We start from the raw sequence: 15009 nt of genomic DNA, 5'->3' as shown, positions 1-15009 counted from the left end.
CCAAGGATATCGGTGACGTCATCGTCTTCGTCTTCCTCGTCTTCGGCGAGGAACGTATCGTCATCATCGGAATCGTCGACCTCGACATCGACATCATCGCCGAGATCCGGCACGTCGTCGCCGCTGTCGGCATCCGCACCCTCGAGCGAAACGAATTCCGGCTTCTCGAGCGCGACGTCGACTTCTTCCGTCTCGACCTCTTCTTCCTCGTCGCGCGCAGCGCTCGCCGTCGAATCGAAATAGCTGAGCGGATAGCTCTTGCCCGTATACGGCGAAACGATCGGATCGCGGTTCAGATCGTAAAACTTCTGCCCGGTATCCGGGTCAACTCGCTTAGTGCCAAGTTTGGGATTTGCCACGTTTTGCCTCGCGTTCTGGCTGCGCTCGCATCCGGTCAACATTCAGGACTTAAACCCGACCGTTCATACAAGCGCTCATCAAAAATGGATTTCTGGTCCCATAAACGCAATTCAGCGTATTTGTCAAAGCGAAAAAGCCGGCACCGACGAATGCATTTGCAAGATGACCGCATCGGCAAGCTGTGTTACGAACGCGGCCGCACCCTGCCACCCCGTTCTTTTGTGATTGCCCATGTCCCATTCGCCATTGCCCCATCCCTCTACCTCCCGTCGTTCGAAGGCCCTTTCGGGCGACATCCGCATTCCCGGCGACAAGTCGATCTCGCACCGTTCGTTCATGTTCGGCGGCCTTGCCTCAGGGCAGACCCGAATCACCGGTCTGCTCGAAGGAGAGGATGTGATCAATACCGGCCGTGCCATGCAGGCAATGGGTGCGAAGATCACCAGGGATGGTGACGCGTGGATCATCGAGGGTACGGGCAATGGCTGCCTTCTGCAGCCGGAGGCGCCGCTCGATTTCGGCAATGCCGGAACCGGCGCCCGCCTGACCATGGGCCTTGTAGGCACCTACGCGATGGAGACGACATTTATCGGCGACGCATCGCTTTCGAAGCGTCCCATGGGCAGGGTGCTCAATCCCTTGCGCGAAATGGGCGTTCAGGTCACAGCCGCGGAAGGCGATCGTTTGCCGCTGACGCTGCGCGGTCCCAAGGTGGCGGCACCAATCACCTACCGCGTGCCAATGGCGTCGGCGCAGGTCAAATCGGCCGTCCTTCTCGCTGGGCTCAATACGCCGGGAATAACAACAGTGATCGAGCCGGTGATGACGCGCGATCACACCGAAAAGATGTTGCAGGGTTTCGGCGCCAATCTTTCCGTCGATACCGACCAGGACGGCGTCCGCCACATCCGTATCGAGGGCCAGGGCAGACTTACCGGCCAGGTCATTGACGTTCCGGGCGATCCCTCCTCGACCGCCTTTCCGCTGGTGGCAGCGCTGCTTGTTCCGGGCTCCGACATCACGATCCGCAACGTGCTGATGAACCCGACGCGCACCGGCCTGATCCTGACGCTGCAGGAGATGGGGGCGAAGATCGAGATCCTGAACGCCCGCCTTGCCGGCGGTGAGGACGTCGCCGACCTGCGCGTCCGTTCGTCGGAACTCAAGGGCGTCAGCGTGCCGCCGGAGCGTGCACCTTCCATGATCGACGAGTACCCCGTCCTTGCAGTCGCCGCGAGCTTTGCCGAAGGCGAAACCTTGATGAATGGCCTTGATGAACTGCGCGTCAAGGAATCCGACCGTCTTTCAGCGGTCGCCAATGGCCTCAAAGCCAATGGCGTCGATTGCACTGAAGGCGCAGAAAGTCTCAGCGTGCGCGGCCGCCCGGACGGCAAGGGCATCGGCGGTGGGACCGTCGAGACCCACCTCGATCACCGCATCGCCATGAGCTTCCTCATTATGGGTCTTGCCGCCGAAAAGCCGGTTACGGTCGATGACGCGACCATGATCGCCACGAGCTTTCCGGAATTCATGGATATGATGACTGGGATGGGCGCGGAGATTTCTCAAGTTAGCGCCCCTGCCTAGATCGGCGTTGAATGCGCATGATTGCATCTGAACACTCCGCAAATATTTCAGTATGCCAAATCCCGGCGCGAAGGTGCATCCCACAATGAGTGCGCTTCTTTCGGCTTTCACCGTGTATTTCCTTTATGGGATGTCTAGCGTCCCGTGCCTTGTATGGGCGGGACGAAGCGCCTATGCCGGCACGATCGCCAGCAAGGAGCCGCGACCCTGGCCGGGTACCGCCAGAACAATACTGTGGGTTGCGCTTCCTTTGCTCTTGATCTTCCTTTATGCGTGGAATGTGTCTGACACTGCATCCGGTGCAGTGAATGCAGAGGCTGAAGGCGCCAGCGATTGGATGCCCTATCAGTTTCTGCTCTTGCCATCGGCGATCGGTTCGATCGCCGGCTACGGCATCGGCTTTATCATGGGCAAGAGAAGGGTCGCTTGATGTTTTTCCTGCTGACGTCATTTGCCATCGTCGCCATTCCATATGCGGTCGAACGGGTGGGCCTCAGGGTCCGCTTCGGTCTCTTTGCGCTGCTTTTCTGGCTCTTCGTCTTTCAATTTATCCTCATTTTCACCATCGACGCGCTGCTGCAGAATTTAGCCGCGTCGCTGCCCGGCTGGCTCGAATCGACGCTCTCCACGATCGGGGGCTTTGCCTTCGTGACGATCGGTATCACGCCAATCACCACGCTGGTGCTTGCCGCCGCCTATGTGCTTTTTGCCGTCTGGCAATGGGCGTTCGACAAGGATGAAAAGGACCGTCCGGCGCCGCAAACGCATTTCACCATTGCGATCGACGGCCCCGCTGCCTCGGGCAAGGGCACTCTTGCCCGCCGTATCGCCGATGCCTATGGCTATCATCACCTCGATACAGGCCTTACCTATCGCGCAGTCGCTAAGTCCCTCATGGACCAGGGCATGCCACTCGACGATGAGTTCCTTGCCGAGAAAGCAGCCCGCGGCATCGATCTCTCCAAGCTTGATCGCGATGTCCTCGCTGCCCACGACATTGGCGAAGGCGCGTCGCGTGTTGCGATCATGCCGGCGGTGCGCCGTACGCTCGTTGCCGCGCAGCAGAATTTCGCCGCCCGCGCGCCCGGCGCGGTGCTCGATGGCCGGGATATTGGCACGGTGGTTTGTCCGGATGCACCGGTAAAGCTCTACATCACCGCTTCCCCCGAGGCCCGCGCCAAGCGCCGTTTCGACGAGATCAGGTCGAACGGCGGTTCCGCCCGGTATGAGGAGATTCTCGCTGATCTCACCCGTCGCGATGCTCGCGACATGGGCCGGACCGACTCACCGTTGACGCCCGCTGCCGACGCGCACTTGCTTGATACGACAGAAATGGATATAGAGACCGCGTTTCTCAGTGCCAAAACCCTGATTGATCAGGCCTTGGCGCGAAACACGCATTCTAAACGATAACATTTGCCGCCATCCCATGCACCGGATTGCCCTTCAAAGGGCGGGTTGGCATGCAAATGATCCGCAACACGAACCACCGGTGCTGTGTCCGATGTATATTCCGGACACTCCAGGAGTATGTATGTCTCAAGCCAATCCAACGCGCGAAGATTTTGAAGCTCTTCTCGCCGAGTCCTTTGCCACCAACGACCTTGCTGAAGGTTATGTCGTAAAGGGCCGCATCGTCGCCATCGAAAAGGACATGGCGATCATCGACGCCGGTCTCAAGGTTGAAGGCCGCGTTCCTTTGAAGGAATTCGGTGCCAAGGCCAAGGACGGCTCGCTCAAGCCGGGCGACCTCGTCGAAGTCTATGTCGAGCGTATCGAAAACGCACTTGGCGAAGCCGTTCTGTCGCGCGAAAAAGCTCGTCGCGAAGAGAGCTGGGTCCGCCTTGAAGAGAAGTTCAACCGTGGCGAACGCGTCGACGGCGTGATCTTCAATCAGGTCAAGGGCGGCTTCACAGTCGATCTCGACGGCGCCGTTGCCTTCCTGCCGCGTTCGCAGGTCGACATTCGCCCGATCCGCGACGTCACCCCGCTGATGCACAACCCACAGCCGTTCGAAATCCTCAAGATGGACAAGCGCCGCGGCAACATCGTTGTTTCGCGCCGAACCGTCCTCGAAGAGAGCCGTGCCGAGCAGCGCTCCGAAATCGTCCAGAACCTCGAAGAGGGCCAGGTCGTTGAAGGCGTCGTCAAGAACATCACCGACTATGGTGCATTCGTTGACCTCGGCGGCATCGACGGTCTTCTCCATGTGACCGACATGGCATGGCGCCGTGTCAATCATCCGTCGGAAATCCTGTCGATCGGCCAGACCGTCAAGGTCCAGATCATCCGCATCAACCAGGAAACCCATCGTATTTCGCTCGGCATGAAGCAGCTCGAAAGCGATCCGTGGGATGGCATCGGTGCGAAGTATCCGATCGGCAAGAAGATCACCGGTACCGTCACCAACATCACCGACTACGGTGCATTCGTTGAGATCGAGCCCGGCATCGAAGGCCTGATCCACGTTTCGGAAATGTCCTGGACAAAGAAGAACGTGCATCCCGGCAAGCTGCTCTCGACCACTCAGGAAGTCGAAGTCGTTGTTCTCGAAGTCGATCCGGTCAAGCGCCGTATCTCCCTTGGCCTCAAGCAGACGCTCGACAATCCATGGACGACGTTCGCAGAGAAGTTCCCGGTCGGCACGATCGTTGAAGGCGAAGTCAAGAACAAGACCGAGTTCGGCCTGTTCATTGGCCTCGACGGCGACGTGGACGGCATGGTTCACCTCTCCGATCTCGACTGGAACCGCCCAGGCGAGCAGGTCATCGAAGAGTACAACAAGGGTGATGTCGTCAAGGCGCAGGTTCTCGATGTTGACGTCGAGAAGGAGCGTATTTCGCTCGGCATCAAGCAGCTTACCGGCGACAAGGTCGGCGAAGCTGCTTCCTCCGGCGAATTGCGCAAGAACGCCGTCGTAACTGTTGAAGTCACTGCAATCACCGATGGTGGCCTCGAAGTGCGTCTCGTCGACCACGACGTCGACACCTTCATCCGTCGCGCTGACCTCTCGCGTGATCGCGACGAACAGCGTCCGGAACGCTTCACGGTCGGTCAGAAGGTTGACGCCCGCGTCATCGCTTTCGACAAGAAGACCCGGAAGCTGCAGGTTTCGATCAAGGCGCTCGAAATCGCCGAAGAGAAGGAAGCTGTCGCACAGTACGGTTCGACCGACTCCGGCGCTTCGCTCGGCGACATTCTCGGTGCTGCCCTGAAGAAGCAGGAAAAGAACTAAGCGTCTTTTCGCGCCGAAAAAAACGAACCCGCCGGTGCGAGCCGGCGGGTTTTTCTGTGCCCAAGGCGTCACCGTCAGATTGTATCGAACTGCACGAGAATGAAGGCGATCTGGCAGACGAGCGCCAGGCAGACAAGGACAAGTTGTGCCCTTGGACGGCGCAGGTAGATGCCGAGGGCGGCGATTCCGATCAGAAACAAATTGCGGAATGGATATTCCGGCCCGAGCGAGCCGAAATGGGCCATTCCCTTCATCGCCGTATCGATGAAATCGACGATGAAAATCACAATCAATATGCCGAAATACCACGACCTCCGCGACATGAAGTAATCCTCGTAGCCGGAATAACCCTCCATACTGTCTGGAAACAGCAGGGCACAGGCAAGGAAGTGAATGCTGGCAAAGAAGATGACGAAGAGGTAGGCCTCGAACGTCCATTGGACGAGTTCGTGGAGGTAGAATTCGAACCACCAGAAATGCACCACGGTAAGAAACGTGAACAGAACCCAAGCAAGATGCACGGCAAAGATGTTCTTGCGCTGCGGATGCTGGATGATTCGCGCAACGCCGGTCAGCAGCCGTGAAACGCTCAAGCCCAGAATGATGCCAATGATCACGCGCACGTGGGTGAAGACTTCGGGATCAGGTATGCCGCCTTCCAAAGCATTTCCTCCGTCACAGCCCGAAATTCGCATGCCTATGCTAATCGACTGTTAGATCGATGCAATTGCCCGTGCGCGAAACAAGGGGAAACCGCCACTCCAGATGTACCTTTCCAGGACCAAATCCAGTTCTTCCCAGCATCCCGACATCAAATTCTTCTAATCCAAAAGGATTATGCCGAGGCCCTTCGCATGGATTAGTTTCGTGGTAATGTTGCCCGGAATTGATCCGGACTAATTAAGATCTTGACGCGTGTCAGTCTGTTGCAAGTTTCGAAAAAAGTTGAACGCACGCGCATCAATCAGGTGATGTATTGCGCCGTCTTACTTTTGAGCAAAAAATCATCGCCACGATCTGCGGCAATTTCCGTACGCCTGGCTTCTTATGAAGTGCAGGCTGACAGCAAGCAGGGAATCCGGGCGGTGAAGAAACCAATCAAGACCATGGAAGATTTCTCCGAATTCGTTGGGCTGTCGCGCCCGACGGTATCGAAATACTTCAACGATCCCAATTCGGTTCGCAGATCGACACGCGCCATCATCGAGGCTGCCGTAAAGCAGTCAGGGTTTCGGCCCAACATCTTTGCGGTCAACCTCAATCGAAAACGCACCAATATTCTCGGCATTATCGTGCCCAACTCGACCGATACGTTCTACATGGCCCTCACCCGCCGCATCGAAGGGATTGCCGAACAGGCCGGCTATCTTGCATTCGTCCTGAGTTCCGATGGCAATCCCGCACTCGAAGAACGCGCCATTGAAACCTTCAAGTCGATGAATGTGGCTGGTGTCATCATCGGCCCCCTCGGCGTGCAATCGCACCAGGAGAAGCTGCGCAAGCTCGGAGACTCGATCCCACTTGTCTATGTCGATTCACCCCTTGACGCGACATCAGCTTTCGTTGGCACCAATAATCGCCAGAGCTTCAAGCTCATCGTCGATTACCTGACGCGGTCCGGCGAGGCGCCTTGCTATTTCGGCATGGCTCTCGTCAACAACAATGCGCTCGAACGGCGCGACGCCTATACGGAAGCGATGGCGGACCTCAATTTCGAACCTCGCGCTATACCGATTGAAGAACATGCCAACTGGGACTTCGAAAAATATGCTTTCGACCGGACAAAGCGCATCCTGAAGGAAGGTGGGTTTCCGACCAATACGGTGCTTTGTGCCAACGACCGCATCGCATTCGGCGTCGTGGCGGCCGCCTACCAGGCGGGCGTGAAGGTTGGACGCGGACCTGATTGCCAATTGCGCGTCGCCGGCCACGACGACCAACCACTGTCGCGATATATGTGTCCGCCGCTGACGACGGTGGCGCAGAATTACAACGAGATCGGCCGGCTTGCCATCGAACTCCTCTTTAACAAACTCGGTGACGACCAGGATCCGAAGACAGAATTGCCCGCAGAGTCCCGCATTCTGCTGAATGCGGAAATCAAGCTGCGCATGTCCGCATGAACCCGCGTCAGCGCGGCAACGCGCCGCGAAGAATGCGCCTCAGCGGCCCTTTGCCTTGACCCCAAAAGGCAGTAAACAGCATGGAAATACGCGGCCGCGGTCTCATTCCATAGGAGAGCTCGATGACAATCACCAAGCCAAAACTCGTCACCGTTTTCGGAGGCTCCGGCTTCATTGGTCGTCATGTTGTCCGCGCGCTGACGAAACGCGGTTACCGGGTTCGCGTGGCGGTTCGTCATCCGGAACTCGCCTTTCATCTGCAGCCGCTCGGCGGCGTCGGCCAAATCCAGGCTGTCCAGGCGAATCTGCGCTATCGCTGGTCAGTGGATCGCGCGATCGCCGGATCCGACTATGTGATCAACCTCGTCGGTCTGCTGTTCGAGGGCGGCAATCAGAAGTTCAGCACCGTGCACGATTTTGGCGCGCGCGCTGTCGCGGAAGCTGCGCGTGCGGCTGGCGTGCCGCTCACGCACATGTCTGCGCTAGGGGCTGATCCGAAATCGCCTTCGGCCTATGCCAGCAGCAAGGGCCGTGCAGAGGCTGCCGTACGCAACATTTTACCCGAGTCCGTTATTATCCGCCCGTCGATCGTTTTCGGCCCCGAGGACAATTTCTTCAATAAGTTTGCCAACATGGCGCGCCTTTCGCCTGTCCTGCCGCTGATCGGGGGCGGCCATACGAAGTTCCAGCCTGTCTATGTCGGTGACGTCGCAGAAGTCATTGCACGATCGGTCGACGGCACCTTGAAACCTGGTCAGACCTACGAGCTGGGCGGAAACGAGGTTTTGACCTTCAAACAGTGTCTCGACATCGTGCTGCGCGTCATCGGCCGCAAGCGCTGGTTCGTGTCGCTGCCTTTCTGGGTTGCCCGGCTCCAGGGGCGGATCCTCGGCATGCTGCCCAATCCGATGCTGACGAGAGACCAGGTCCTTCTCCTGCAGAACGACAATGTCGTGTCGCATGCCGCCAAGACCGAGGGACGCACCCTCGAAGGCCTCGGCATCCAGCCGGAAACAACCGAGATTATCCTGCCGTCTTATCTCTGGCGCTTCCGCGTTCATGGACAGTATTCGACCCAGAAGCCTGCTTAGAGTCTGTCATACTTAATGGGATCGTCTCCCGGAATTCGGGAGACGATCTAGCCATGACGTTAACGGCCGTTCACGCTCAGCGCATGATGATAAGTGCAATGAGACCCAGCGTTCCCACGACCAGCCGCCACCAGGCAAACAGCCCAAAACCATGGCGTGAGACATAGTCAAGCAGATAGCGTACGACGAAGACACCCGAGACAAAGGCGGCGATGAAGCCGATGACGATCAGCGACGCGTCGTCAAAGGTCAAGATGTGGCGGTTCTTGAAGAGATCATAGGCGAAGGCTCCCGCCATCGTCGGCATCGCAAGGAAAAACGAAAATTCTGCCGCCGACCGCTTATCCGTTCCGAGCAGCAGAGCGCCTACGATGGTTGCTCCTGACCGCGACGTGCCAGGAATCATGGCGAAGCACTGGATCAGGCCGATCTTCAGGCACAGCGACAATGGATAATCCATAACATTCGTATAGCGCGGCTTCAGTTCGAGCCGGTCGACCCAGAGCAGGATCAGGCCGCCGATGATCAACATCACGCAGATCAACATGGGTGATTCGAACAGCACGGTCTTGATGACATCGTGTGCCAAAACTCCGATGACGACCGCGGGCAGGAAAGCGATGAGCACACCGGCGACGAACCGACGCGTCCTTGGATCGGTGGGCAGATCGCGCGCGATCTTGACGAGCCGGCCGAAATAGACCGTCAGGATCGCTAGAATGGCGCCCAATTGGATCAGGACTTCGAATGTCTTGCCGTTTGATTCAAATCCGAGGAAATGCCCGGCGAGCAACAAATGGCCGGTGGACGAGACCGGTATAAACTCTGTTAACCCTTCCAGCAAACCAAGGAAAAGGGCTTCGACAATCGTCTGTGATTCCATGATATCGCTTTCATGACGGGCCGGACCGAGGATGGTAACCGGCTATTGGTGAAATCGTGTTTACTTGTCTCGTGAAGCGCTTGCGCCTATAGCTTGGGCGCAGACTCAAAGCGGTGCCGAGAAATACGACGGCGCCGAATAAAATGCCAGTTTTGAAAGATCCACATACAAAGATGCTGACGCTCTTCCATCATCCCATGTCCACCGGCTCGCGTTATGCGCGTCTTATCCTCAATGAATACGACATAGAGGCGGAACTGATCGAGGAGAACAGTTGGGCGAGGCGCAAGGAGTTCCTGGCGCTCAACCCGGCAGGAACGCTTCCGGTTCTCCTCGCGGAAGGTGACGTGCCAATCTCGGGAGCATCCGTCATCGCCGAATATATCGACGAGACGCGGGGTGCCTTGAAGCGCAGCCGCCGGCTTTTCCCGGAGGATTCGCTGAGCCGCGCCGAGGTTCGGCGCCTGATCGATTGGTTCCTGTCGAAACTTGAGAACGAAGTAACGCGCCACATGGCGCGCGAGCGCATCTTCAAGCTGCACATGACGCCCGAGCAGGGCGGCGGCGCGCCCGATTCCACGGCCATCCGCGCCGCCCGTTCCAATATCACGCAGCATATGAAATATATCGACTGGCTGTCCGCAACCCGCAACTGGCTGGCCGGCCCAACGCCAAGCTACGCCGACATGGCGGCGGCGTCATCGATTTCAATCCTCGATTATCTGGGCGAGATCAAATGGGCCGAGTACAAGGCCGCGCGTGACTGGTATACGCGCATGAAATCGCGCCCGTCGTTCCGACCGCTGCTTTCTGACCGCGTTCGCGGCCTGCCGCCCTCATCGCATTACGGTGATCTGGATTTCTGAGGCGAACGGCTGCAAGCTTCTTGCGAAGAGCTTCGTATCGTCCACAGGACTTTGCTAGATGCGTGCCGATCAATCGCAGAAATTGAAGCAGTTCATTCTCGATGAAGCGCGGGTGCACGGCTTTGATCTTGTCGCCGTGACACGGCCGGATGCTATTCCGCAGGCCGAAGAACGGTTGCGCCAGTATCTTGCGCTTGGCCGCCACGCGACGATGGAATGGATGGAGGAAACGGCCCTGCGACGCGCAAGGCCGGATGCGTTATGGCCATTGGTGCGCTCTGTCATCGTGCTTGCGATGAACTACGGGCCCGACAGTGATCCCCTTGCCCAGCTTGCGAAACGGGACAGAGCGGCGATCTCGGCCTATGCGCAGAACCGCGATTACCACGACGTCATCAAGGGCAAGCTCAAGGGCATTGCCGGCCGCTTCGTTTCCCGCGCGGCGGGCGAAGACGTAAAGGTCTTTGTCGATACCGCGCCTGTGATGGAGAAGCCTCTCGCCGAAGCTGCCGGCCTCGGCTGGCAAGGCAAGCATACCAACCTCGTCAGTCGTACCCACGGATCCTGGCTGTTTCTCGGGACGATCTTCACCACGGCAGAGTTGCCCGCGGATGAACCCGAGCCCGACCATTGCGGTTCGTGCCGGGCCTGCCTTGACATCTGCCCGACGCAGGCATTCCCGGCCCCTTATCAACTCGATGCACGACGCTGCATCTCTTACCTCACGATCGAGCATAAGGGACCGATCGCGCTCGAATTCCGCAAGGCGATGGGTAATCGCATCTATGGCTGCGATGATTGCCTCGCCGTGTGTCCCTGGAACAAGTTCGCGGCAAATGCTCGCGAAGCAAAGTTGAAGGCGCGCGACGATTTGCGGTCGCCGCGCCTCGCCGCGCTTCTTGGTCTCGATGACGTGGCATTTCGCGACTTCTTTTCCGGCTCGCCGATCAAGCGCATCGGCCGCGATCGCTTTATTCGCAACGTGTTGATCGCCTGCGGCAATTCAGGTGAACCCGCGCTGGTCGAGTTGGTGGAGGCGCGTCTCAGCGATACTTCGCCATTGGTGCGCGGCGCCGCGGTGTGGGCGCTTGGCGAGCTTGTGGAGCCAAGCCGTTTTTCTGCCCTGAGAATTCGCCATGCAGCAAGAGAGGAGGATACGGACGTCTTGACCGAATGGCGGAATGCTGTGAAAAATCAATAATGCAGATTTTTCTCTTCGGGGCCGGATACTCGGCACGCGCATTCGCCAAGGTCATGGCCGGTCAAGCGGACTTTATCGGCGGGACGACGCGCGACACGGCAAAACTTGCGGCACTGAAGCAGGACGGCATAACACCCTACCTTTTCCACGGCACACATGCCTCGCAGGAGATCATCGATGCGCTCGCAAGCGTGACGCATCTCGTCGTTTCGACATCACCTGGTCAAAGCGGCGATCCCGTGTTGGCTCAGTTCGCTCCCACGATCATGCGCTCGATGTCCAAGCTGCAATGGATCGGCTATCTGTCGACGGTCGGCGTCTACGGCAATCATGGCGGGGCCTGGGTCGACGAAACGACGCCCTGCCACCCCGTCTCGGCCCGTTCCGCCGAGCGCGTCGAAGCGGAAAAGGGCTGGCAGGAACTTGCCAACCGTCGCGAAGTGCCGCTCGCGATTCTGCGCCTTGCTGGTATCTATGGACCGGGCCGCAACGCTTTCGTCAATCTCACGAACGGCACCGCGCGCCGCCTCAACAAGACGGGACAGGTTTTCAATCGCATCCATGTCGATGATATTGCCGGAGCTCTCCGCTTTCTCGCCACCCGCAACGAACCCGGCATCTTCAACATCACGGACGACGAACCGGCACCGCCTCAGGATGTAGTCGCCTACGCGGCCGAGTTAATGGGCGTCGAGCCGCCGGAGGAATCCGACTTCGAAAATGCGCCGCTCACACCGATGGCGCGTTCCTTCTACGGTGAGAACAAGCGCGTATCCAATGCCAGGATCAAGGGGCTTGGCTATACGTTCCGCTACCCCGACTATGGAACCGCCTTTTCGGCTATGTGGCGCGGCCACACCTGGCGTTAGCAGGGGGTAAGTCTAAAACGTCGTGATCACATTGATGCCGGTTCCCTCGAACCGGTCCATGGCCATGAGCGCGGCCGGAGCGTCATCAAGCGTAATCTCCTTGCCTATTAACTTCTGTGGTTGCAGCTTTCCCGCATCGAGCATGTCCATCAGCGCCTTGTAGCGGAACGCCTGCATGCCGTGGCTGCCATATATCTCGAGTTCGTGGGCAATAACCTTGTCCATGGGTATCGGCGCGTGGGCATGCTCACCGAGCATCAGGCCGACCTGTACGTGACGGCCACGGCGACGCAGATTGGCGACGGAGTTGAAGCAGGTCGAAGGATGGCCGAGCGCATCGATCGATACATGTGCGCCGCCCTTACTGATTTCGCGGACCGCGCCGATGACATCTTTCGTCTCGGCCCCATTGACGATTGCCACCGCACCCAGCGCTTTCGCGAGGGCGAGTTTCTCGTCGGCAAGGTCGACCGCCACGACATTGGCGCCCATGGCGGTCGCGATCATGATCGCCGAAAGTCCAACCCCACCGCAGCCGTGCACGGCGATCCACTCGCCCGGCTTGACTTTCGCCTGATCGACAATGGCGCGGAACGAAGTTACGAACCGGCAGCCGAGGCTTGCCGCCGTGGCGAAATCGAGAGAGTCCGGCAAGGCGACAAGATTGGTATCTGCGTAATCGACGGCCACATATTCGGCAAAGGAACCCCAGGCGGTAAATCCCGGCTGGAACTGGTTCTCGCAGACCTGATGGTTGCCGGAATTGCACTCGAAGCAATGACCGCAGCCGCCGACAAAAGGTACGGTCACCCGCTGGCCGACTTGCCATTGCGTGACGTGCTTGCCTATCGCCGCAATCGTTCCTGCAAGTTCGTGACCCGGAACGTGTGGCAGGACGATATCCGCGTCATGTCCCATCCAGCCATGCCAATCGCTGCGGCACAGGCCAGTCGCTTCGACCTTAATAACGACACCTGTGTCCGCGGGCGTCGGATCTGCAACGTTCTTTACGCGTGGCGCCGCGCCGAATTTCTCGAAGACGACAGCTCGCATGGTGGTAACTCCCTTCGAATCAGAGGCAGGATTTCGATCGCATATTGCGACTTGGCGGCGAATCTGGCCATCATAAAGCCCCGATCCTCAGTGCAAATTTGCGGGATCACGTGTGGGATAGCCATCATGACACCGAAAGCCCTGTTGCGCTCGATATTCGGCGCGCTCGTTTCGCTCAACATGACGGCCGGCGCCATCGCAGAAGACGGTCCGGCCAAGCAATTGTTTGGAGCACAGACCCTGCCCGCGCTCGGCGCACCTCAATCCGACGGATTTTATGCCAAGGGATGCCTTGCCGGCGGTGTCGCTTTGCCGGTGGACGGACCCGCATGGCAGGTGATGCGTCTATCGCGCAATCGGCGCTGGGGCCATCCGCGCATGATCGGCCTACTGGAGCGACTGGCGCGCGATGCCACTGCGAAGGATGGCTGGCCGGGCCTGCTCGTTGGTGATGTCTCGCAGCCGCGCGGCGGGCCGATGCTCACGGGCCACGCCTCGCACCAGGTCGGTCTCGACGCCGATATCTGGCTGACGCCGATGCCGAAGCGACGGTTCACCGACCAGGAGCGTGAAACCGTGGAAGCCACATCAATGCTCAAGGGCGATACACTCTATGTGGACCCGGACAAATGGACGGCATCCCGTACAGCGCTATTGAAGCGCGCCGCGAGCTACCCGGAAGTGGAACGCATCTTCGTTCATCCCGGCATCAAGAAAAAGCTCTGCGACAGCGTGCAGGGCGATCGCAGCTGGATGGCGAAGATACGTCCTTATTGGGGTCACTATTACCACTTCCACGTGCGCATCAAATGCCAGCCCGGTTCGCCCAACTGCAAGCCACAGGAACCGATTGGCAGTGATGATGGTTGCGGCAAGTCGCTCGCATGGTGGTTCACCGACGAACCATGGAAGAAGAAGCCCGAACCCGCCAAGCCGGTCAAACCTCGTGTCATGATGCTCTCGGACCTGCCCAAGGTGTGCGCGCAGGTTCTCAACGCTCCAGGGCCGAACTCGGCCGCGGAGGTCACCTACGGGTCGGGCGGAACCGTCGCCGCGCCCGCGAGGGTCACCGCGCCGGCTGCCGCTTTTGCTCCGGACGATGACCCGCTGCCCGACGACGCACCCATTCCCGGGCAGAAGCCCTGAAGCCGCTCCACGCGGCTTCTTCCTTTCGCTGGACTTTTTTTGGCGCGGCCTTTTCATGCTGTCATGAATTGAGTATAGGGTTTCAATCGATTTAGGGTCGGACCCAAGACAGAGATTTAATGACACAGCCTTTTCGCCTCGCGCTGATCGCCCACGACCAAAAAAAGGCCGACATGGTGGCGTTCGCCCGTACATACGAAAAGTTGATGGCGCCGTGCGATATTGTTGCCCCGGGTACGACCGGCGGGCTGATCCAGGAGGCCTGCCCTTCGCTCAATATCCGGCGCGTCAAAAGCGGACCGCTTGGCGGCGACCAGCAGATCGGCGCGCTCATTGCCGAAGGCAAAATCGACGGCCTCATCTTCTTCGTCGATCCCATGTCACCGATGCCGCACGACGTCGACGTCAAGGCCTTGATGCGCCTCGGCAGCGTCTACGACATACCGATGGCGTTAAACCGGGCGACGGCCGAGGTTCTGGTACAAAAACGAGGATTGCTGCGTGACGATGCGGCAGGGAACACGATTAGTGCGCCGTCCACCGTTTGAGTGCAACGCGCGTGCAGCAATATTGTTAAAGGCGTATGATCCAAGAT

At 58.7% G+C, this 15009-nt stretch carries 15 protein-coding genes; 11 read left to right on the top strand and 4 right to left on the bottom strand.

Translation table 11 applies throughout. From position 1 onward, the window contains the following. Nucleotides 1-359, bottom strand: a 359-nt coding sequence (locus AAAB35_RS00910; protein ID WP_340666368.1) for a TIGR02300 family protein, incomplete at its 3' end; no start/stop codon positions are given. 232 nt (nucleotides 360-591) lie between these two features. On the opposite strand from AAAB35_RS00910, the gene aroA reads away from it, so the two are divergent. From aroA to rpsA, 4 genes are all read left to right on the top strand, one after another. Further along, entirely contained in the window at nucleotides 592-1947 is a 1356-nt protein-coding gene (aroA, locus tag AAAB35_RS00905) for a 3-phosphoshikimate 1-carboxyvinyltransferase (RefSeq protein WP_340666367.1), read from the top strand. An 85-nt stretch (nucleotides 1948-2032) separates the two neighbouring features. After that, on the top strand, nucleotides 2033-2377 hold the full coding sequence (locus AAAB35_RS00900; RefSeq protein ID WP_340666366.1) for a hypothetical protein: 345 nt from the start codon (nucleotides 2033-2035) through the stop codon (nucleotides 2375-2377). Nucleotides 2378-2721: 344 nt separating this feature from the next. Further along, nucleotides 2722-3360 carry a (d)CMP kinase gene (gene cmk, locus AAAB35_RS00895; RefSeq protein ID WP_340666372.1) on the top strand — a complete coding sequence of 213 codons (639 nt, stop codon included), beginning with the start codon at nucleotides 2722-2724 and terminating at the stop codon, nucleotides 3358-3360. A gap of 121 nt (nucleotides 3361-3481) precedes the next feature. Then, complete coding sequence (rpsA, locus tag AAAB35_RS00890; protein WP_340666365.1) at nucleotides 3482-5182, top strand: 30S ribosomal protein S1; 1701 nt, start codon at nucleotides 3482-3484, stop codon at nucleotides 5180-5182. Nucleotides 5183-5256: 74 nt separating this feature from the next. Here the strand turns inward: rpsA and AAAB35_RS00885 are convergent, their stop codons facing one another. Then, nucleotides 5257-5844 carry a hypothetical protein gene (locus AAAB35_RS00885; RefSeq protein WP_340666364.1) on the bottom strand — a complete coding sequence of 196 codons (588 nt, stop codon included), beginning with the start codon at nucleotides 5842-5844 and terminating at the stop codon, nucleotides 5257-5259. A gap of 444 nt (nucleotides 5845-6288) precedes the next feature. Between AAAB35_RS00885 and AAAB35_RS00880 the strand changes: the two genes are divergently transcribed. After that, nucleotides 6289-7305: a LacI family DNA-binding transcriptional regulator gene (locus tag AAAB35_RS00880; protein WP_340666371.1), complete on the top strand. Its 1017-nt coding sequence runs from the start codon at nucleotides 6289-6291 to the stop codon at nucleotides 7303-7305. Nucleotides 7306-7427: 122 nt separating this feature from the next. Further along, a complete protein-coding gene (locus AAAB35_RS00875; protein WP_340666363.1) occupies nucleotides 7428-8396 on the top strand; it encodes a complex I NDUFA9 subunit family protein in 969 nt (322 codons plus the stop codon). Nucleotides 8397-8472: 76 nt separating this feature from the next. On the opposite strand, the gene AAAB35_RS00870 is transcribed toward AAAB35_RS00875, so the two are convergent. Continuing rightward, the gene (locus AAAB35_RS00870) at nucleotides 8473-9279 is read right to left on the bottom strand and encodes an undecaprenyl-diphosphate phosphatase (protein WP_340666362.1); all 807 of its coding nucleotides are present in this window, start codon (nucleotides 9277-9279) and stop codon (nucleotides 8473-8475) included. A 173-nt stretch (nucleotides 9280-9452) separates the two neighbouring features. Here AAAB35_RS00870 and AAAB35_RS00865 point away from each other — a divergent pair, with 173 nt between their 5' ends. Genes AAAB35_RS00865 through AAAB35_RS00855 form a run of 3 tightly spaced genes read left to right on the top strand, consistent with a single transcriptional unit; the run spans nucleotide 9453 to nucleotide 12215 of the window. Further along, nucleotides 9453-10145: a glutathione S-transferase family protein gene (locus tag AAAB35_RS00865; protein ID WP_340666370.1), complete on the top strand. Its 693-nt coding sequence runs from the start codon at nucleotides 9453-9455 to the stop codon at nucleotides 10143-10145. Nucleotides 10146-10203: 58 nt separating this feature from the next. Beyond that, complete coding sequence (gene queG, locus AAAB35_RS00860) at nucleotides 10204-11346, top strand: tRNA epoxyqueuosine(34) reductase QueG (RefSeq protein WP_340666361.1); 1143 nt, start codon at nucleotides 10204-10206, stop codon at nucleotides 11344-11346. Then, complete coding sequence (locus AAAB35_RS00855; RefSeq protein ID WP_340666360.1) at nucleotides 11346-12215, top strand: SDR family oxidoreductase; 870 nt, start codon at nucleotides 11346-11348, stop codon at nucleotides 12213-12215. Before queG ends, AAAB35_RS00855 begins: the two co-directional genes overlap by 1 nt. Nucleotides 12216-12227: 12 nt before the next feature. Here AAAB35_RS00855 and AAAB35_RS00850 read toward each other — a convergent pair whose 3' ends face one another. Beyond that, on the bottom strand, nucleotides 12228-13268 hold the full coding sequence (locus AAAB35_RS00850) for a zinc-dependent alcohol dehydrogenase family protein (RefSeq protein ID WP_340666359.1): 1041 nt from the start codon (nucleotides 13266-13268) through the stop codon (nucleotides 12228-12230). A 180-nt stretch (nucleotides 13269-13448) separates the two neighbouring features. Between AAAB35_RS00850 and mepA the strand changes: the two genes are divergently transcribed. Further along, nucleotides 13449-14414, top strand: coding sequence for a penicillin-insensitive murein endopeptidase (gene mepA, locus AAAB35_RS00845; RefSeq protein ID WP_340666369.1), 966 nt, complete (start codon nucleotides 13449-13451; stop codon nucleotides 14412-14414). 119 nt (nucleotides 14415-14533) lie between these two features. Continuing rightward, nucleotides 14534-14962 (top strand): methylglyoxal synthase, encoded by a 429-nt coding sequence (locus AAAB35_RS00840; protein WP_340666358.1) that lies wholly within the window; start codon nucleotides 14534-14536, stop codon nucleotides 14960-14962. Nucleotides 14963-15009 lie beyond the last annotated feature (47 nt).

The organism is Phyllobacterium sp., assembly GCF_037994425.1.
Classification (GTDB): domain Bacteria; phylum Pseudomonadota; class Alphaproteobacteria; order Rhizobiales; family Rhizobiaceae; genus Phyllobacterium.
This window is presented reverse-complemented; position numbering and strand designations above follow the sequence as displayed.